Source organism: Paraburkholderia strydomiana (assembly GCF_031456815.1).
GTDB classification, from domain to species: domain Bacteria; phylum Pseudomonadota; class Gammaproteobacteria; order Burkholderiales; family Burkholderiaceae; genus Paraburkholderia; species Paraburkholderia caledonica.
Window position 1 is genome coordinate 765,472 of the sequence record NZ_JAVDVL010000001.1, and the last position, 19,064, is coordinate 784,535.

Annotated in this window: 14 protein-coding genes; 6 read left to right on the forward strand and 8 right to left on the reverse strand. The window is 59.9% G+C overall.

From position 1 onward, the window contains the following. Positions 1-13: 13 nt before the first annotated feature. From J2W46_RS03455 to J2W46_RS03465, 3 genes are all read left to right on the forward strand, one after another. The gene (locus J2W46_RS03455) at positions 14-2,110 is read left to right on the forward strand and encodes an HAD family hydrolase (RefSeq protein ID WP_310351317.1); all 2,097 of its coding nucleotides are present in this window, start codon (positions 14-16) and stop codon (positions 2,108-2,110) included. Between the two features lie 354 nt (positions 2,111-2,464). Next, positions 2,465-3,781: an oligosaccharide flippase family protein gene (locus J2W46_RS03460; protein WP_310351318.1), complete on the forward strand. Its 1,317-nt coding sequence runs from the start codon at positions 2,465-2,467 to the stop codon at positions 3,779-3,781. Between the two features lie 649 nt (positions 3,782-4,430). Beyond that, on the forward strand, positions 4,431-5,660 hold the full coding sequence (locus J2W46_RS03465) for a YncE family protein (protein ID WP_310351319.1): 1,230 nt from the start codon (positions 4,431-4,433) through the stop codon (positions 5,658-5,660). Between the two features lie 199 nt (positions 5,661-5,859). Here J2W46_RS03465 and J2W46_RS03470 read toward each other — a convergent pair whose 3' ends face one another. Further along, positions 5,860-6,360, reverse strand: coding sequence for an immunity 50 family protein (locus J2W46_RS03470; protein ID WP_256972121.1), 501 nt, complete (start codon positions 6,358-6,360; stop codon positions 5,860-5,862). Positions 6,361-6,563: 203 nt separating this feature from the next. Further along, entirely contained in the window at positions 6,564-6,962 is a 399-nt protein-coding gene (locus J2W46_RS03475; protein WP_310351322.1) for an RHS repeat-associated core domain-containing protein, read from the reverse strand. Between the two features lie 153 nt (positions 6,963-7,115). Here J2W46_RS03475 and dinB point away from each other — a divergent pair, with 153 nt between their 5' ends. Beyond that, on the forward strand, positions 7,116-8,261 hold the full coding sequence (gene dinB / locus J2W46_RS03480) for a DNA polymerase IV (protein WP_310066382.1): 1,146 nt from the start codon (positions 7,116-7,118) through the stop codon (positions 8,259-8,261). 57 nt (positions 8,262-8,318) lie between these two features. Here dinB and J2W46_RS03485 read toward each other — a convergent pair whose 3' ends face one another. From J2W46_RS03485 to J2W46_RS03510, 6 genes are all read right to left on the reverse strand, one after another. Further along, positions 8,319-9,830 carry a heavy metal sensor histidine kinase gene (locus J2W46_RS03485; protein ID WP_310351325.1) on the reverse strand — a complete coding sequence of 504 codons (1,512 nt, stop codon included), beginning with the start codon at positions 9,828-9,830 and terminating at the stop codon, positions 8,319-8,321. Beyond that, on the reverse strand, positions 9,827-10,513 hold the full coding sequence (locus tag J2W46_RS03490) for a heavy metal response regulator transcription factor (RefSeq protein ID WP_020066467.1): 687 nt from the start codon (positions 10,511-10,513) through the stop codon (positions 9,827-9,829). Before J2W46_RS03490 ends, J2W46_RS03485 begins: the two co-directional genes overlap by 4 nt. Positions 10,514-10,576: 63 nt before the next feature. Further along, complete coding sequence (locus tag J2W46_RS03495; protein WP_310352023.1) at positions 10,577-12,043, reverse strand: efflux transporter outer membrane subunit; 1,467 nt, start codon at positions 12,041-12,043, stop codon at positions 10,577-10,579. 68 nt (positions 12,044-12,111) lie between these two features. After that, positions 12,112-13,335, reverse strand: coding sequence for an efflux RND transporter periplasmic adaptor subunit (locus J2W46_RS03500; RefSeq protein WP_310351330.1), 1,224 nt, complete (start codon positions 13,333-13,335; stop codon positions 12,112-12,114). A 92-nt stretch (positions 13,336-13,427) separates the two neighbouring features. Further along, a complete protein-coding gene (locus tag J2W46_RS03505; RefSeq protein WP_310351333.1) occupies positions 13,428-16,616 on the reverse strand; it encodes an efflux RND transporter permease subunit in 3,189 nt (1,062 codons plus the stop codon). Positions 16,617-16,828: 212 nt separating this feature from the next. Then, on the reverse strand, positions 16,829-17,263 hold the full coding sequence (locus J2W46_RS03510; protein ID WP_027776038.1) for a VOC family protein: 435 nt from the start codon (positions 17,261-17,263) through the stop codon (positions 16,829-16,831). A 160-nt stretch (positions 17,264-17,423) separates the two neighbouring features. On the opposite strand from J2W46_RS03510, the gene J2W46_RS03515 reads away from it, so the two are divergent. After that, positions 17,424-18,299, forward strand: coding sequence for a LysR family transcriptional regulator (locus tag J2W46_RS03515; RefSeq protein WP_310351337.1), 876 nt, complete (start codon positions 17,424-17,426; stop codon positions 18,297-18,299). Between the two features lie 126 nt (positions 18,300-18,425). Next, on the forward strand, positions 18,426-19,064 hold the full coding sequence (locus J2W46_RS03520) for a LysE family translocator (protein ID WP_020066473.1): 639 nt from the start codon (positions 18,426-18,428) through the stop codon (positions 19,062-19,064).

Consider the following 19,064-nt stretch of genomic DNA (forward strand, 5'->3'; position numbering starts at 1 on the left):
GTGGAAGACACTGATGAATGCTACGAACCTTGTGCTCGAACGGGTCATCAATCAACGATTCGTGTCAGCGGGCATCCATCGGCTCTTCTCGGCCAAGCCTCCCTTGGAGGAGGTCGATGCGCGGCGAATATGGACCGGGAATGGCCTGGTCTCTTTCGACGCCTTCGACACCCTGATAACGAGGCCTTTGCACAGGCCATCCGACATGTTCCTGCTAACGGGGTATCGACTGCAACGCGAATTTGGCTCGCTTATCGATCCCAGCGAATGGCTGAAAATCCGGCAAGCAGCGGAGTTCAGGGCCCGCAAGGCAGGAGTTGAACGTGAAGTGACGCTCGACGACATCTACGCGGCCATCGCAGCGTCGTCGGGCTTGTCGCACGATTTACTGGAAGCAGCGCAGGCCATTGAAGTCGAGCTCGAGAAGCGTTTGATGCGACCCATCGCCGGTATGGTTGAGACTCTCAATCGTTTTGCGTCACTCGGCAGAACGGCAATTATTTCGGACATCTACTTTTCCAATCGGGACCTGGAAACGATGTTGAGCAGTTGCGGCGTGTATATCAGCGAGGGTGAACTTTTTGTTTCATGCGAGAGGGGCCGCGCAAAAAGGACAGGGTCCCTCTTTCCGCTTGCAAAGGGCAGTAGCAAGAGCCATCTGCACGTTGGCGACAGCGTATTTTCCGATGTCTTCCAGGCGTGGCGTGCAGGCGCTCGCGTAGCACCGTTCTTCCGCGGGGCACCTAGTCGCCTGGAGCGCGAACTCGGCAAAGGCGCGATTGAGCCGCACCTGCTCGGATCTGCGCTGTCGGGCAGCGCGCGTACCGCCCGGCTGCGTTTTACGGCTATTACTAGCCACGATCAGTCGATTGCCGAAATATCGGCGGGCTTCATGGGCCCGTTGCTCCTCGCGTTCGTTGTGTGGATACTGAAACAGGCCCAAAGCAGGAAAGTCGACAAGCTGTTTTTTCTGGCGCGTGACGGCCAGATCCTTATGTCCATTGCAAAGAAGATCGTGGCGCTATATGGCATTCCGATCGAGCTGCACTATCTGCACGTATCGCGGCAATCGCTCCACTTACCCGCACTCGTCAACGTGTCCGACGGAGATCTGAGTCATTTCGGCTTTACGCCGGGAAGTTCTCTTTCTGACATATTGGAAAAGTTCGACGTGGATATCGGGCATCCGGCCATTTCCGGTTTGCGACAACGTCTTCACATTAGCTCCCCTGATGCGCCGCTGAGCGCCTCTGATCTGGAGCAACTAATGCAGCATATGCAGGCGGACGACGAGGTGGTGAATCTCATCAATGCGACCGCATCTTCTGCTCGGCAACTGCTTCTCGACTATCTGGAACAAAAGGGATTTCTCGCCGACGGGAACGTCGGTGTCGTGGATATTGGATGGCGGGGGAATCTACAGCGGTCGCTGGCAATGGTGGCGTCCACCCGCGAAGCAGGTTTCAGTCGGCGTCTATCGGGCTTTTACTTTGGGCTTCATCGTCGCCCGGAAAACTGCGGTAGTCTCGACGACTATCTGAGCGAACCCTTCGCGGCGCCTCTACGGCCCTTTGTCCGAGGACCAATATTTGAGGCCCTTTGCGCAGCGGACCACGGCACGACGACGGGTTATAAACGAGGAGACGATGGCATCGTTTACGCAGAGCTCCTTACTCAGGACAATCCGCAGGCCATGGCGTGGGGCTTGAGACTTCAACATAATGTGATCAATGCGTATGTCGATGACGTATTGGCCGTTCTCAGCGAGGCCGATATCGACATACTTGATTCTTTGCAAGGGATCACGCAGGGAGCCGCCATCGTAACCAGACTCGTCATAGGCTCACCCACCCGTAGTGAGGCGAGCGCATTAGGCTCCTTTCCTCATGCGAGCGATCAGTTGCACAGAGTGTTCGAGGAGGTCGCGCCACCCCTGCCGCTCAGCGCCCGCAAGTGGATGTCGAGGCTGGGCGCCAAAGATGGAAAACCCTTAATTTCAGAATGGCCCGAGGCCAGCGTAGTCCGGGCGGTGCCCGCTCTCGGAGCCGGGTTAATGCTGGGAAGTCTTGGCGTGGCAAGATGGTTGCGCACCCGGGCGATGGCCCGATAGTGCCGCCCCACGCTGCATTCAAGTATGCGGTAATAATGCCGAGACACAGCCAGGCTGTCGTGGGCATGCACCGTGCAGAGAAGGGACATCTGGAGGCGGTTGCGCGCGTTCAGACAGCCTTCGCGTGGTTTTAGCGCGGCACTTCCGGGCCCATCAACATCTAGCTCACAAAGCCGGACCAACGGAGTACATGCGGCGCATGCAGTACTTCCGCGATTCAACGATGTCAACAACGCGGACCAAGACAAGCAGACGTGCGGCCCGTTGTTAGCTTCCTGCCACAGGCAGTAACCCGTCAGATCCGCCGTCGCGCCGTATTGCGCTGAGAAGGCACCCTCCAGCCGGAGAAGCAGAATGGATAGACGAAACAGCATCCGTACCGTTGGGTTCGTGTACGGCGGCTATGTGTTGCGGTATCTGTACCTCATCATCGTCGTACCTTTTTACAGCAGGACGCTTGGTGTTGACGGATACAGCCGCGTGCTGGCGTCCATGTCGCTGATGAGCGTGATCTGGATGCTGGTCGCCTATGGCTTCGAGCCCGTCGGCATGCGGGACATATCGAAAGCCCAAACGACCGAAGAATGTAATGAGATTCTGTCTTTGCACTTGAGCGCGCGTCTGGTGCATGCAATCGTGGGTGGCTGCGCGGGGCTCGTCGCCACCATGTGCTCTCCTGTACTGTCCCAAACACCTCTGATCGGTGTGATGGCCACGCTGTTGGGAATTGTGTCCGGGGCCAACCTCGGTTGGCTTTTTCAGGGCCGTCACCAGTTTCGAACGCCCATCATCATCGAAGTCTTCGGTTTCGCGTTGAGCCTGGTTCTGGTGCTGACGATCGTACGAGGCCCCCGCGACGCAGTATGGGTCGTCGCGAGTCTACTCATCTCAGGTGTAGCGTCATCGGTTATTTCTTATGGGCTCGCAATCTCACAACTGGGGTGGCCACGCCTCCGATGGACAGGCACCATTTCCCTGATACGGAAATCAACGATGCTGTTCATCTACTCTTCCGCGTCGAGGGTTCTGACAGCTTCATCTACTTATCTTTTGACGCTGCTATCTACGCCCGCCCAGGTGGGCTATTTCGGCGCGGCAGAACGTTTTGCAGCATTAAGCCTTGGATTGATGGGGCCGGCGGCCCAAGTGTTCATTCCTACCATCACGCGCCAACTCGCCCACGGCGACAAGGAAGGCGCGAACCAGACGACCCGGCGCGGCGCAATGCTGCTTATCGGATACGGATTGCTAGTATGTTGCGCCGCGCTTACCCTGTCCCCTCTTGTATTGCCTCTCATACTGGGTGATTCTTTCGCCCACAGCGCTCACATACTTCAAATCTTTGCCTTGATGTTCCCGTTTGCTGCATTCAACGAGTTCATCGCCGGTTACGTGTTTTTGCCGCGGAAAAAGGATCGCCTGCTTGCCACGGTCGGAATCGCATCCGCGTTCGTGAACATAATCCTCGCGCTCGTGCTTGCTCCTCACTACGGCGCCGTTGGACTCGCTTTCGCCCGGGTGATTGGCGAGACAACGCTATCTGCAATGCTAATGGTGATCATGATTCGACTCCGACTGGTTCTCTTGATACCCGGTTGCGAGCGAGCTCTGATATTCATCAGGAACGCGTGTGGGATCCGTGATCCGTTGACTGCGCCGAAGGACAAGTAATCAGGTTGCCGCCATCCCGCCGTTCAAGCGACGCCTTGATTACTGGTATCGGTGATGGAACCTCGTACAATTGGGGAATGATTCCAATGTGAGGGGTCCGTATCGCCATGCAGCCCGGTGCCAATCTGAACCTGATCGAAGTCGCAACTACAGAGTCAGGAAGGCGCAGTCATTTTCCGTCTGGCGAATGACATGATCGAGCATTTCAACGAGGTGGCAAGGCTGTCTCGTGCCATCGTCAGAGCCAGTCGATCATTGAACCACGTGCAGATGCCTGGTTGCGTAGTATCGGATCAGCGCTCCGTTTCGAAAGCGTGAACGGATTGGTGCGCAGTGATACGGTCGCATCTGTGGCACGCGGCCGATACTCAGACTGGGCACATTGAAAGCCAAAGAGATTCCCCCTAAAGCCCACATATTCACCGATAGCAAACAGCCATGGTTTTCTAATTCCAGATGGCATTCAAGCGTCAGGTATGCACAGATAAAATATCAAACCTTATGGGAATCTTAAGCACAGTACCGCCTACCTGGGAAAACGATAAGGACAACTGCTTACGGGAATGCATAAGCTATAGCAACGTCTACTATCTCTTCCGGCGCGCCGTTGAGATAGGTCCACTCCAACGACGATGATGGGAGGTGTACGATGCCGAAGCACCTGTTGGCGAATGCATTGGTGGCGTGTGCGGCTATTGCGATTGCGGGTTGTGGCGGGGACGAACTCAGCATTAGCGGCCCGCACCATGTATCGGACATCGCGGTCCCCAACATCAAGGCAGGCGTAAACTTCTCATTCGACATCGGCGTCGTCTCGGGTAGCCGATACTATTTCACCGACAGGAATAACGCATCTCTGGATCAGATCGACATACCGTCGAAGACCTTCGTCAAAGCCATTCAGGGAAGTGGGCCTCTCGCGTTCACCGGGCTTGGCCCCGGGCCGAATTCGCAGGCGGGTCCGGACGGCGCGACGGCTGTCGGCAACTTTATCTACGTGGGCGACGTGAACTCTGTGAAGGTGGTCGATCCCGCTGTTGGCGCCGTGACGAACAAAATCACGGTTAGCACGACGGGCGTTCGCGCAGATGAAGGTTGTCTGGATCCCACGCATGGCATCTTCATGATCTCCAGCCCGGAAGAGACGCCCCCGTTCGCAACATTCATCAACACGTCCACGCAGACCGTCGTCGCCAAGGTGACGTTCACGGATCTCTCGGGCAAGCCCACCGCGGGCCTCGAAGCGTGCCGGTACGACGCCGCCAGCGACAACTTCTATGTGAACGTTGACGGCAGCACAGCGAATCCTCATGGCGAACTGGTGAAATTGCCGGGAGCGTCCATTCGAGCAATTCCGACCGGTGGCAGTCAAAACTACACGTCGCTTGCGGGCGTAGCGATGTACCCGGAAGGCAATTGCGATCCCACAGGGCTGGCACTGGGCCCCGGCAACGATATTGCGGTCGGGTGTCGCGAAGGTACGACTGGCGCTCCGTTGCTCATGCAGATCTTCAACCGTTCGAACGGTGCACTGGTGGCGTCCCTGAACGCTGGCGGCGGCGATCAGCTTGAATATGATGCGCCCACCAATCGCTACTACAACGCGGCGAGCCGGTGGACGTCTTCTGGCAATGCGTCGACGAACGGCACCTGCTCGGCCGCGTCGCCATGCACGCCCGTGTTGACGATCGTCGACGCGGGCAATCGCAGTGTCGTCGCCCGTCTTAACACGGGCAATAACGCGCATTCGGTTGCAATCGACCCGGCGACCGGGCTCATTTTTGTTCCATATTCTTCCGCGACATCGCCGGCGGGATGTCCGGGTTGCGCGGCGAACGGGTTCGTCAATGGCGGCGTGTCGGTATTCGCCGCCAGATGAGGCGCGGCAGTGCTGCGGGCTTCCCTTGCGCGGCATCTGAAGGCGGGGTAGCGTGCTCAAGGTGGTCGCGGGTCGTCGCAATCGCCCTTCTGGATGTGCGCAGCGACCCTGACGGGCTTGGCGTCAGGGTGGCTCGCGAAGGCCGGAGCGAGTAAACAAACGATACTGTGTCGCCCCCGCGCCAACTACACGTTGGCGGTCACGTCGTACTCGAAGAAATTGGCGCGCAATACGGCTCTATTCGAGTAATCTCGGCAGACGTACACGCAATGAAAACGCTGGCGCCACTATTAGGATCAAGTTCAAAAAGCAATAGGTTGTCGTCTGTCCTCGTGAAGCAAACGTCACCTACGGAGTTATCTTGAACGAAAGCGTCCATAGATACGTCTGCGATCTTTACCTCAAGTAGGGTCAGCGTAATGACGCAGTCTGGTCCACGTGCAACCCAGTTTGGGTCATCCTGGCCCCAATGTCGCAATTCGATTGCGACATCTACCTCTCGGGCATCACGTTTTCCGTACCCCATCTTGATAGACAGCACATGTGCATCGTGGAAAGCCGGCCAGTATCCGAATAGCTTCTTGAGCAAGATGGAGTTGCCTACCTCGCCCCACCCATAGTCATCTACTTCACACATTATTTGGCCCCATTCCGCAACGGTGTTTGCACCCGTCGAATCATCAAGATTGCGATCGGTCATGACGACCTTCTGACAAGGGCGGCGACAGCATTGATCGCGCGCCAACGCCCAAATCAAAATCCATTTTCAAGGGATCGGACAAAGCGGAAGCCCTTCGTCGCGGTCAAAATTCGGCCCGGCGTTATGACCGTGCGGCCTCATCCCATCGTGAGAATGGTCACCGTGATACTGAGCCGACAAATCACCATTTGAATCGTAGTAGTTTACTTTGGGCTTAAACGGATGAACGATAAACCCGCCCGGTGGCCCGCCGTAATCGGCATGAGTTTAGACTCGCCAAACGGATCGTTGAATTGCACCGGATTGCCGTTGACGTAAGCATACGCATTCGTCTGCCCACTCGCGTAACCGATCGGGTCTTCACTGATGAATCGCGCTGCGCCTGGACTGTAATACCGATTCCGGTAGTAATACAACCCGGTCCCGTCATTCTCCCGTCCTGTGTACTGCTGCGTGTTCGGATCGGCCAGCCCCGTCTGCATCGTCGCACCATACGGCTCATACCAATATTGCGTCTGAGTTCGCTGTTGCGCATCCGCCAACGCGAGCACATTGTCGGCGCCCCGGCTTCCTTCCCGACAAATCCGCAGACCGGATTCCACGAACCCTGACAAAAAATACTGTACAAACGTACAGTCCCGGTAAAATACCCGTCAAACGCACGTGCCCTTGCCGCACGCTCCTTTCTGAAGGTGCGGACGAGCGCCCCTTTGGCCGGGCGGCACCACCGAACGCCACTAACGAGCAAACACGGCATGCCAGATGAACGGCGCATAGCCCACATCGACATGGACGCATTCTTCGCGTCTTGTGAACTGTCGCAGTATCCAGAACTACGAGGCAAGGCCATGGTGGTTGCCGGTCGTCGCACGGACGCGCCGCGGACCAACCCGGACGGCACACGCGAATTTTCGCGCTTACGCGACTACGTAGGCAGAGGCGTCTTGACCACCGCCACCTACGAAGCGCGCGCGTTCGGAGTTCACTCCGGCATGCCCACCATGAAGGCCGCCCGGTTAGCGCCGGATGCGATCATCCTTCCGGTGAACTTCGACCTCTACCGAACGTATTCGCGACTGTTCAAAGATGCAGTGCGGTCAGTCACTTCGAGCATAGAAGACGTCGGTATCGACGAAGTGTACGCGGACGTCTCGCTCACGAGCGGCAGTTCAGAGGAAGTAGCGCGCAAGCTGAAGTCGGCGGTGTTGGAAGCAACGAACCTCACGTGCTCCGTGGGAATCGCACCCAACAAGCTGCTTGCAAAGCTGTGCTCCGACATGCAAAAACCCGACGGCATCACGATCCTGAAGTTCGAAGACGTGCAGTCCAGGATCTGGCCAATGGCCGCGAATAAGATCAACGGTATTGGCCCCAAGGCCAGCGCGAAACTTGCGTCGTTGGGAATAACGACCATCGGCGGAATCGCTGAGCGCGACGAGTCGTGGCTCATAGAGCACTTTGGCCGAAGCTACGGTGCATGGCTTCGCAGAGTGTCCCACGGTCTTGACGAGAGGCCCGTGGTGACATACAGCGAACCGGTCTCGATGAGCCGCGAGACCACATTCGAACGGGACCTTCATGCCGTACGGCATCGGCAGGAACTGGGCGCCGCATTCACCCGTCTGTGCGAACAGGTGGCAGCCGATCTGCAGAGAAAAGGCTATCTGGCGAAGAAGATCGGCATCAAGCTTCGCTTCAACGACTTCAAAACAGTCACGCGCGACATCACGCTTCCCGAACCCATTGCCAATGCAGAAGCGTTGCGTCGCGCCGCGACCGACTGCCTGAAAAGAGTGGAGCTCGTTAAATCCATCAGGCTGCTCGGAGTCAAGGCCGGCAACCTGCAACCCGCCGGACAGGTTCCGCGTGACGAGCCGGCTCAGTTCACGCTTGATTTCTAGTTCGTGCGCCCGGTTCCATGCAGCGTGACACGGAGCGCCGAAGCGGTGGCTACCCGTTCAGGCGGACTTTCCCTTTACCAGTGACGAATATGAAGCCGGTGCCGGTGGCGTGTTTGCGTTCGCCCCAGCATTGCCCACACCGTTTCCGACACCATTCCCCGGCAGTTTCGCCGCATTCGAACGTACCGACAGCGCGACGCTGTCCGCAAGCGAAGCAGCAATCGAAAATGCAAACGTATTGACGCCGTTCGCGCTTTGCACCGACACGCTGCCGCGATGCATCTCCGCAATCGCCTTAACGATTGCGAGACCCAGGCCGTGGTTTTCTCTGCTATTGGTGCGCGACGCTTCAGCACGATAAAACCGGTCGAACAGATGTTCGAGCACGCTGGGCTCGATCGGCTCTCCGGGATTTGCAACTTCAATGCGCACCTGTTGCCCGTCCCGCACAATGCGCACGTTGATCTGCGCACCCGGCTGGCAATGCTGGATCGCGTTCATCAACAGATTCGTGCAGGCGCGACCGAACAGCGAGCGGTTCACATGCGCTGCGGCGTCACCATGCAAGCGCGCATGCACGCGAGCTTCTTCGAGGGGAATCTCCAGAAACTCCAGCGTGTGCGCAACTTCAGCCGCGAGCGATACTTCAACGAGGCCCGTTGCACGCTCGCCCTGATCGGCTCGCGCGAGGAACAGCATGTCGTTGATGATCGCGCGCATGCGTTCGAATTCCTCGAGATTCGACTGCAGCGTATGACGCAAATCGTCCACGGAGCGGTTGCGTGTCAACGCCACTTCCGTCTGCCCGATCAGGATCGTGACAGGTGTACGCAATTCGTGCGCGACGTCCGCATTGAACGATTCGAGGCGGCAGTACGCACCGTCGAGGCGTTCAAGCGCGCCGTTAAAAGAATTAGCAAGGTCATTCAATTCATGCGGCAACGACGTGGTATTCAGCCGTTGCGAGCGATTGTTCGGACTGACGGCGGATGCGTCGCGGGTGAGACGCGTCAACGGTGCGAGGCCGATGCGCGTCACCGAATAACTGAGCAGCAGCACCGCGAGGCTGCCGAGCGCCGACAGCGCCGCAAGCGCGAAGCCGAACACGCGCATCGTGCGAATGTTCGGCGAATAGCTCGATGCGACCTGCAACTGCATGGGGGGCCGCGTCGAATAGCCGGGAATGGACACCGTGGTGGTGAGCATGTCTTCACCGCCGCCCGCCGGCCTCACGCGCGCGTAGCCGCCGGGCCAGGTCTTCACGGTCGAACCCTCGATGGGCTTGCCATAGTTGTAGGACGGCTCGATGCTCGTTACCGCATATACGGTGCTGCGGTCATGAGGCGTCATGTCGGTGAGCTTCTCGCGCGACATGCGCCATTTTTCAGGTGTCAGCCCGTGATTGCAGATGAGCCGCGCGATCTGGGCACGGTCGTCGAGCGACTCGCGCAAGTGGTTCTCGAGCTGCGAGCGCAACACCGCAAAAAGCCCCGCGCCGACGAGCGTAAATACGAACAGCGCGACGAGCGCGAACATCAGTGCGAGGCGCCGTGCTATTGAACGGTTCATGGCTGTTCCGCCTCTTCGCGCACTTCGAGCACATAGCCCATGCCGCGCACGGTATGCAGCAGTTTGGAAGAAAACGGGCCGTCGAGCTTCGCGCGCAATCGCTTGATCGCCGTTTCCACGACGTTAGTATGACTATCGAAGTTGACATCCCAGACGAGTTCAGTGATCGCGGTCTTTGACAGAATATCGCCTTGCCTGCGGGCCAAAACGCTCAGCAGCTGGAATTCTTTCGCGGTGAGATCGAGACGCACGCCCTCTCGCGTCGCGCGCCTTCCGATCAGGTCGACGAACAGATCGCCGACTGAAATGAGCGTGGATTCCTGCGAGCGCGTACGGCGCGCCAACGCGTGCAGACGCTCGACGAGCTCGAGAAATGAGAATGGCTTGGTCAGATAGTCGTCGGCGCCTTCGCGCAGACCGCGCACGCGGTCGTTCACATGATCGCGTGCCGTCAGCATGATGACGGGCGTCGACTTGCGCATGCGCAGCGCCTTCAGCACGCTGAAGCCGTCGCGTTTCGGCAGCATGACGTCGAGCACGATCACGTCGTAATCGAACTCGGTGGCCAGATGCATGCCCTCTTCGCCATCGAGCGCGACGTCCACGACCCAGCCCTGCTCTGTCAAGCCGGAGCGCAGGTAGTCCACCACCTTGTGCTCGTCTTCAACAATCAGCAATTTCATGCGCGTCCCCTAGTGTCTGCATTATACGAAACGCCTCGTATTGCTTCCGTGCACTATGCCGCCTCACTGCGCAGCGGCACGCGTCTGGACGGGCCCGGCGCCCTCCGGCTGCACGTCCTGTTGTCCAACCCTTGATTCGCCGCTCGCCGGTCCCGTGCTCGCGTCCCAGCCGCCGCCCAGCGCCTTGACGAGCGAGACCGAAAGCGTCATCTGCTGGCCGCGAATCTGCGCGTCCTGACGCTTGCTGTTGAGCAACGACTGCTGTGCGGTGATGACATCCAGATACGCAACGAGGCCGCCCGAATAACGGTCGTTGGCAAGCGCAAGCAGACGTTGCGAATCCGCGACCGCTTGCTCCGATTGCTTCGCCGCGCCGTCGAGCACGGCGAGACCCGTGATGCCGTCCTGCACCTGCTGGAATGCGTTGAGCACCGTTTGCCGATAGTCGGCCTCGGTCGCTTTATAACCTTCGCTTGCGAACTGCACGTTGGCCGCGCGGCGCCCGCCGTCGAACAGAACCTGGCTCGCTGCCGCCCCGAGCGTCCACATCAGCGTGGGCGCGCTCAGCAAGCTCGCGAACTGCGTGCTTTCCCAGCCGATGCCGGGCGTCAGCGTGAGGCTCGGAAAAAACGCCGCCTTGGCAACGCCGATCTGCGCATTGGCCGCTGCCATTGCGCGCTCCGCCGAGGCAATGTCGGGCCGCCGTTGCAACACGTCGCTCGGTACGCCGAGCGCAATCGCGGGCACCTGGAAGTTCAGTACCTTCGGCTCGATTGCGAATTGAGGTGCGGGCACGCCGACGAGCGCCGCGAGCGCGTGCTCGAATTGCGCGCGCTGGTTCAGCAGCAACTGCGCCTGCACACGCGTCGTGTCGAGCAGCGACTTTTGCTGCAAGACGTCGAGCCCCGACACGGCGCCGAGCTCATGTTCGGAGTTCACATAATCGAGTGCTTTCTGCTGCAGCGTGACCGATTGGTTCAACACGTCGATTTCGGTGTCGAGCTCGCGCAATGAGAAGTAGTCGCTCGCCACCTCGGTAGTAAGCACGAGCCGCGCGTTGGCGAGGTCGTCTGCAGATTGCTCGGCGGACGCCGTCGCGCCTTCCACCTGACGGCGTATGCGGCCAAAGAGATCGGTGTCGTAGCTGATCGTGGGACCGATCTGCAGATTGTTCTGCACCGTCGACGTGGTCGGCACGCCGTAGTTCGTGCGCGGTCTGTCGCGAGAGATCCGGAAGCGTGACGCCGTTGCGGCGAGGTCCACTTCGGGAACCTGCTGAGCACGCGTATTCGCAAGCGTCGCCTTCGCCTGAGCGTAGTGTGCGCTCGCGGCCACGAGCGTCTGATTCTGTGCGAGTGCCTGCGTTTCCAGCGTGGCGAGCGTGGAGTCGCGATAGACGTTCCACCAGTCAGGGTCCATCGGCGCATGCGACGGAGCCGCGACACGCCAGTACGAATCGGTCTTCCATTCGGGCGGCACCTCTGCCTGCGGCCGCTTGTAGTCGGGGCCGACCGTACACGCCGCAAGCATGGCCGCACTGGCAGCCGCACCGACCGCCGCGGCAGCCCTGACGACGCCCCTGCCGCCGCGCGTGGGTTTCACGACGCCCCCTTCGTGTTCTTCTGCGGTTGCGCGATCTGGACATGATCGCCGTCCGCGATCGAATCACTCGGGTTGATGATCACTCTGTCGTTTCCGTCAATCCCGCTTTCTATTTCGAGCGTCTGTCCGAGATCCTGCGCAATCACGATCTTGCGCAACTGCACAATGCCTTTCGCGTCGACGACTGCAACCCGCGGACCTTCGGCGCGAAACAGCAATGCGTTACCAGGCACCATCCATTGCGCGCGGGCAGCCGACGGCAGCGCCACTTGCACATAAGCGCCCGGGCGCAGCTTGCTATCGGGATTCGGCAATGTCACCTCGACTTGCAGCGAGCGAGTCGGCACGTCGATCGCGCCCGAGATATGCGTGACGGTCCCATGAAACTGCTGGCCGGGAAGTTCAGCCTGCGTGACCACCACGTTCTGCCCGACCGCGACGTTCTGCGCATACGCCTGCGGCAGTTGCACATAAACCCGCAGCGGGTCCGACTGCGCAAGCGCGAACAGCGCCCGGCTCGTACCGCTACCGGCATCGATCAGATCGCCTACGTCGACGTTGCGTTGCGTGACCACGCCGGCAAACGGCGCGACGATCCGCTTGAACGATTCGAGCTGGCGCAAGCGCTGCACGTTGGCGTCGGCGGCGGCCAGGTTCGCCACGTCCTGCGTATACGTGCTCTGCCGTTCGTCCAGCTCCTGTTGCGAGACCGCATCGCGCTGACGCAATTGCTGCCAGCGTTCGAGCGAGCTCTTCGCAAGCGCAAGACTCGAACTGGTTTGCTGGCGCTGCGCGAGTGCCTGCGCGAGTTCCTGATCGATTTCCGGCGTATCGAGTTCGGCGAGCAACTGCCCCTGCTTGACGCGCGTGCCGATGTCGGCGTACCAGCGCAGCAAATAGCCGGTCGAGCGCGCAAAGATCGGCGATTCGACACTGCCGCGCAGCGTGCCCGGCAACGTGGTGCTGCCACCGCCTTCGGCCCGCGTTGGGCTCGTCACGGTCACGTATTGCGTGGCGTTCTGCTTCGTCGTTTGCTCGACGGTGCGGTTTTGCATGAGGTTTGCAATTACGGTGCGCAAGGCTCCCAATGCGAGCAATGCCAGCACGATCCAGATGGCAATCTTCGCGCGCTTCCATTCGCGATTGCGCGGCGGCAGTGCATGGCCGCTTTCGGTCTCTCGCGACGGAATCGCCAGCGATGCATGAGTTTTTTCGGTCATCTCAGTTAGCCATCTCGGTTAGCTAGCTCCGTTAGCCTGGGTAGCCGTTTTCTTCACGTTTCGGCAATGTGTCTGTTCGTGCCTGTTCGACTTCAGGCCGGTTGTCCGGCGCCGTCGTTGCCACTCTCTTCGTGATCGTTGCGATGGCGACGCGCGAGGCGCGTATGAATGCCAGCGAACACCAGCGGCACGAAAAACAGCGTGGACACCGTCGCAAACAGCAATCCGCCGATCACCGCGCGGCCGAGCGGCGCGTTCTGCTCGGCGCCTTCGCCGAGACCGAGCGCCATCGGAATCATGCCGATGATCATTGCGAACGCGGTCATCAGCACCGGGCGGATGCGGCTCGCTCCCGCTTCGAGTGCCGCGGTCAGCGGTGGCGCGCCGGCGGAAAGCCGCTGACGCGCGAACGCAACCATCAGAATACTGTTGGCAGTGGCGACGCCCATCGTCATGATCGCGCCCGTGAGCGCCGGCACGCTCAGATGCGTGCCGGTCAGGAACAGCATCCACACGATGCCGGCGAGAGCCGCAGGCAAAGCGCTCACGATAATGAGAGGATCGACCCACGACTGAAAATTCACGACGATCAGCAGGTACACGAGCACGATCGCCATCGCCACGCCGAGGCCGAGCCCGAAATAGGAACTGCGCATCGTCTGTACCTGGCCGCGCACGGTGATCTGACTGCCGCGCGGCAGTGACGCGCGCGCCTGTTCGACGAGCTTGTCGACCTGATCCGCGACGCTGCCCAGGTCGCGTTTATCGACGCTCACGTAAAGGTCGATGACCGGCCTGATGTTGTAGTGTGTGACTACCGCGAACTGGTTTTGCGGCTGCACGCGCACAAGGTTGCCGAGCAGTTGCGTCGGCCCCGTTGCGGAGGCCGACACTGGCGTGCGCAACAGGTCGTCGATCGAGGAAATGCTGTACTGCGGCGTTTGCACTGCAACGTTGTACTCGACCCCGTTGCGGTCGTTGTACCAGAAGCCCGGCGACGTCTGCGAACTTCCCGATAGAGAAATCAGCACGTTTTGCGCGACATTGCTGGCCGTCAGATTGAGTTGCTGCAAACGGGTGCGGTCCATTTGCAGGTTGATGGCGGGCTCGTCGAGTTTCTGCTGAATGTGCGTGTCAACAGTGCCTGGAATCATGCGCACCTGTTTGAGCAGCTTGCGCGCGACGTCGAAGTTGCCCTGTTGATCCGCGCCGGCGATCTGTATATCCACGGCCGCCGGAAGCCCGAAGTTGAGAATCTGGGTGACGATGTCCGCCGGCTGGAAGAAAAATTCCACGCCCGGAAAACGTTGCGGCAGCAGGGCGCGCAGCTTGTCCACATAGAGTTGCGTCGGCTCGTGACCTTCTTTCAACGCGATCTGTATTTCGCCGTCGAGCGTGCCGATCGTCCCCGCATTGCTGTACGACAGGTTGATACCGCTGTACGGCAAACCAAGGTTGTCGAGGATCGTGCCGAGTTCTTTCTCGGGCACGACTTCGCGGATCACCTTTTCGACTTCGTCGGCAAGACGCGCGGTTTCCTCGATCCGTGTGCCCGTCGGCGCGCGCATATGCAAGCGGATATTGCCCGCGTCGACACTCGGGAAGAAGTCTTCGCCCAGCACGAACGCGAGCCCCATCGACACCACGCAAAAGCCGAGAAAAATGCTGCCGAAGCGGGCGCGGCGCACGAGCAGACTGCTGAGAATCACAATGTAGGCGGCCCGCATGCGCTCGAAGCCGTTATCGAAGCGGCGATAAAGACGTGCGAACAAACTCGGCTTCGCATCGGACCTCGGCTTGTGCGCGTGGCCCATCAGCAGCATGGCCAGCGTGGGCACGAGCGTGCGCGACAGAACGTACGACGCAAGCATCGCGAAGACCACCGCTTCGGCGAGCGGCACGAACAGATAGCGCGCCACGCCTGTCAGAAAGAACATGGGCACGAAGACGATGCAGATACATAGCGTCGAGACGAGTGCCGGAATGGCGATTTCACCTGCGCCTTCCAGAATCGCATCATGCAGGTTGGTGCCCATATGCAGATGCCGTTCGATGTTCTCGATCGTTACGGTCGCATCGTCGACGAGGATACCCACCGCGAGCGCGAGGCCGCCGAGCGTCATGATGTTGATGGTCTGCCCGAGCGCATGCAAGGCGATCAGCGACGACAGGATCGACAACGGAATCGAAATTGCGATGATGCAGGTGCTGCGCCAGTTGCCGAGAAACAGCAGAATCATCGCGGCGGTCAGCGCCGCGGCTACCACCGCCTCGCGGACCACGCCCTGCACTGCCGCCTTCACGAACACGGACTGGTCGAACAGCGCGGTAATCTTCAGATCCGGCGGAAGCGCCGCGCGCGCGGCCGGCAGCAAGCCATGCAGCGTGTTGACGATCGAGAGCGTCGACGCACTGCCGTTTTTCAGCACCGACATCAACACGCCGCGATGGCCGTTCTCGCGAACAATATTGGTTTGCGGCGAAAAACCGTCGCGCACGTGAGCGACTTCGCGCAGATAGGTCGTCGCGCCGTTGACCGTGCGCACCGGAATATCGTTGAGCCCTTCGAGCGTGGCCGGCGAGCCGTTCATGTTGATCGTGTATTCCTTCGGTCCGATCTTCGCCGTGCCGGTGGGCAGAATCAGGTTTTGCGCGTTGAACGCGCTGACCACGTCCAGCGGCGTGAGACCTTTGGAGAGCAACGCGCGTGTATTGAGGTCGACGGAGATCAGCCGCGATTTGCCGCCATACGGATAAGGCACGGCCGCGCCGGGGATCGTCACCAGTTGCGGCCGCAGGAAGTTCAGCGCGGTATCGTTGAGCTGTTGCTCGGAGAGCTTGGTGCTCGACAGGCCCAGCTGAATCACCGGAATGCTGGAGGCCGAATAACTGATCACCAGCGGCGGCGTGGCGCCCGGCGGCATCTGCTTGAGCTGCGCCTGTTCAACGGCCACCGTCTGCGCAATCGCGGTCTGTATGTTCGCGGTCGGCTGCAGAAACACCTTCAGGATCGTGATACCCGCGAGCGATTGCGACTCGATATGCTCGATGTCGTTGACGGTGGTGGTCAGGCTGCGTTCATTGACCGAGGCGATCCGGTGGGCCATGTCCTCGGCGGACAAGCCGTTGTATGTCCAGATGATGCTGACTACCGGAATGTTGATTTCCGGGAGCACGTCGACCGGCGTGGTGAACAACACGAAAGGCGTCGCCAGCACGATCAGAATGGCCATCACGATGAACGTGTACGGCCGCTTAAGCGCAACGTTGACAATCCACATGAAACGCGCCTGAGTAAAGTGCAGGTGACTGCCGGGAGCAGGTAAGGATGGGGAACTGGCGCTTATGCTAGATCGCTAGCACCAACACCTGCATGACGCGAAAATGGCGAGAATGTCAGGAAGCTAATCGTAAGGAAAAGCCAAGGACGGACGGCCGTCCGTTAGGGCCGGCCGCCGTCATATTTCAGTCAGCCTACGCTTTTTTCATACCTTCACTTCGCGAACAGCGACGACATGTCGGCGAACGCCTTGAATTCGAGCGCGTTGCCCGACGGATCGAGAAAGAACATGGTCGCCTGTTCGCCGACCTCGCCCTTGAAACGCACATGCGGCTCGATGATGAAGTCGATGCCCGCTTTCTGCAGCTTGTCCGCGGCGGCCTGCCATTGCTCCATTGAAAGCACGGCGCCGAAGTGGCGCACCGGCACGGCGTCGCCGTCCACCTTGCTGGTCTGGCGGTGTCCCACTTCCTCCGGCGCGAGATGCGCGACTATCTGATGCCCGTAAAAATTGAAATCGACCCATTGCTCGGAACTGCGTCCTTCGGGGCAGCCGAGCAACTCGCCATAAAACTCGCGTGCAGCGGCGAGACTATGAACAGGAAACGCCAGGTGAAACGGCGGCAAAACGGTGTCGGCAACGCTCATGATGTGAGGCTCGCTGGTTGAGTGGGTATTACGGTTGATGATTTCGACGGCAACGTGCCTGAGCAACCTGCCTGAGTCGCCATTAGCTTAACCACAATTAAAATTGGTGAAAAACGATATATATTTGATCTGACCAACACCAGAATCGATCAATCGAAGCATGCTTTCCGAACTCAAGACTTTCATTGCCGTGAGCCAGTACGGCACCTTTTCCGGCGCGGGGGCTCGCATCGGGCTCACGCAGTCGGCCGTCAGCGCGCAGATGCAGCGGCTCGAAGAAGAGCTTGGCTTCGCGCTGTTCGATCGCACGGGCCGCTCGGCCACGCTTAACGATGCGGGACGCGAAACGCTCGCGCTCGCCGAAGAACTGATGACGCTCTACGCGCGTCTGTCTGAACGGGGCGCGGTCGCAGCGGAGAGCGGCATGCTGCGGATAGGCGCCATTGCGTCGGCGCAAGTGTCATTTCTCGCGGATGCACTGTCGCACTTCAGGGTGGACCGCCCCGGCTGGCGAATTCGCGTCGTGCCCGGCGTATCGCTCAATCTGCTCGGGCAGGTGGACTCGGGCGAACTGGATCTGGCCGTCATCATCAAGCCGCCGTTTGCACTGCCATCGGAACTGGAATGGCGCACGCTCGTCACTGAACCGTTCGTGCTGCTCGTACCGAAAGCGCTTGCGCGCGGCAAGCGATCGTGGCGCGAGTTGTTGAAAAGCGAGCCGTTTATCCGCTACGACCGCACCTCGTTCGGCGGGCGCCTGGTCGACCGCTTTCTGCGGCGCTCGCGGCTGAATGTACAAGACGTGCTGGAACTCGACGAATTGCAGGCTATCGTGCAACTGGTCGCACGCGGCATCGGCGTCGCATTGATCCCTGACACTGCGGGCCTCGGCAAGTGGCCCGCCGGCGTGGTCGCCCTATCGCTCGAAGAATCTACGTTTCACCGCGAGATCGGCCTCGTACAGCGTCCGCGGCATAGCCGGCAGGCGGTGGCCGGCGCGCTTGCCGAGTGCATCGGCACGGCGGCGAACAAATAAAAACGCGGCGTAGATGAAGAGTTGCGCACGAGTGTGCCGATCGACGCGCGTTCAACTGTATCTGTGCGCTGCATGCTTCGACGCGCAGAATCGTCGTTCCCACTGTCCGCCCCTGAGCCGCAGCCCATGACGCCTACTGCTTTTCTCACCGCCGATGTCCTGATCGCCTATAGCGCCTACTTCGTCGGCACGGCAAGCCCCGGCCCGAGCAATCTGGCGATCATGTCTCTCGCTATGAGCGCTGGGCGCCGCTCGGCGCTCACCTTCGCGTTGGGCGTGGTGTCGGGATCGTTCTTCTGGGCGCTGCTGGCTTCGCTCGGTTTGTCGGCGGTACTTGCCACATGCTCGGAATGCCTCGCCGCGATCAAGGTCGCCGGTGGCATTTATCTGCTGTGGTTAGGCGTTAAATCGGCGCGCTCGGCCTTCGCTCCCCGTGCAATGCCCGCGAGCGAGGCTCGCCGCAACGAGCCGCTCACGCGGCTCTATCTGCGTGGCCTGCTGCTGCATCTGACCAATCCGAAGGCCGTTCTCGTGTGGATGTCTATCGTGTCGCTCGCCATGTCGCCAGCGGGCGGTACGTCGCACATCGCGCCAATCGTGCTCGGCTGCATGTGCATTGGCGCGTCCGTGTTCAGCAGTTATGCGCTGCTGTTTTCAACGGCATCCGCGCGGCGCGTCTACGTTGCAATCCGGCGCTGGCTGGACGGCTCTCTCGCGATCATGTTCGGCATTGCGGGCCTGAAGATGCTGACGTCGAAAAGCTAA

What these genes read in the sequence shown, in the direction of transcription:
- J2W46_RS03520 (WP_020066473.1), top strand. Translation starts at nt 18,426, where the DNA reads ATGACGCCTACTGCTTTTCTCACCGCCGATGTCCTGATCGCCTATAGC.
- dinB (WP_310066382.1), top strand. Translation starts at nt 7,116, where the DNA reads ATGCCAGATGAACGGCGCATAGCCCACATCGACATGGACGCATTCTTC.
- J2W46_RS03510 (WP_027776038.1), bottom strand. Translation starts at nt 17,263, where the DNA reads ATGAGCGTTGCCGACACCGTTTTGCCGCCGTTTCACCTGGCGTTTCCT.
- J2W46_RS03495 (WP_310352023.1), bottom strand. Translation starts at nt 12,043, where the DNA reads ATGCTTGCGGCGTGTACGGTCGGCCCCGACTACAAGCGGCCGCAGGCA.
- J2W46_RS03515 (WP_310351337.1), top strand. Translation starts at nt 17,424, where the DNA reads ATGCTTTCCGAACTCAAGACTTTCATTGCCGTGAGCCAGTACGGCACC.
- J2W46_RS03470 (WP_256972121.1), bottom strand. Translation starts at nt 6,360, where the DNA reads ATGACCGATCGCAATCTTGATGATTCGACGGGTGCAAACACCGTTGCG.
- J2W46_RS03485 (WP_310351325.1), bottom strand. Translation starts at nt 9,830, where the DNA reads ATGAACCGTTCAATAGCACGGCGCCTCGCACTGATGTTCGCGCTCGTC.
- J2W46_RS03455 (WP_310351317.1), top strand. Translation starts at nt 14, where the DNA reads ATGAATGCTACGAACCTTGTGCTCGAACGGGTCATCAATCAACGATTC.
- J2W46_RS03490 (WP_020066467.1), bottom strand. Translation starts at nt 10,513, where the DNA reads ATGAAATTGCTGATTGTTGAAGACGAGCACAAGGTGGTGGACTACCTG.
- J2W46_RS03460 (WP_310351318.1), top strand. Translation starts at nt 2,465, where the DNA reads ATGGATAGACGAAACAGCATCCGTACCGTTGGGTTCGTGTACGGCGGC.
- J2W46_RS03505 (WP_310351333.1), bottom strand. Translation starts at nt 16,616, where the DNA reads ATGTGGATTGTCAACGTTGCGCTTAAGCGGCCGTACACGTTCATCGTG.
- J2W46_RS03465 (WP_310351319.1), top strand. Translation starts at nt 4,431, where the DNA reads ATGCCGAAGCACCTGTTGGCGAATGCATTGGTGGCGTGTGCGGCTATT.
- J2W46_RS03500 (WP_310351330.1), bottom strand. Translation starts at nt 13,335, where the DNA reads ATGACCGAAAAAACTCATGCATCGCTGGCGATTCCGTCGCGAGAGACC.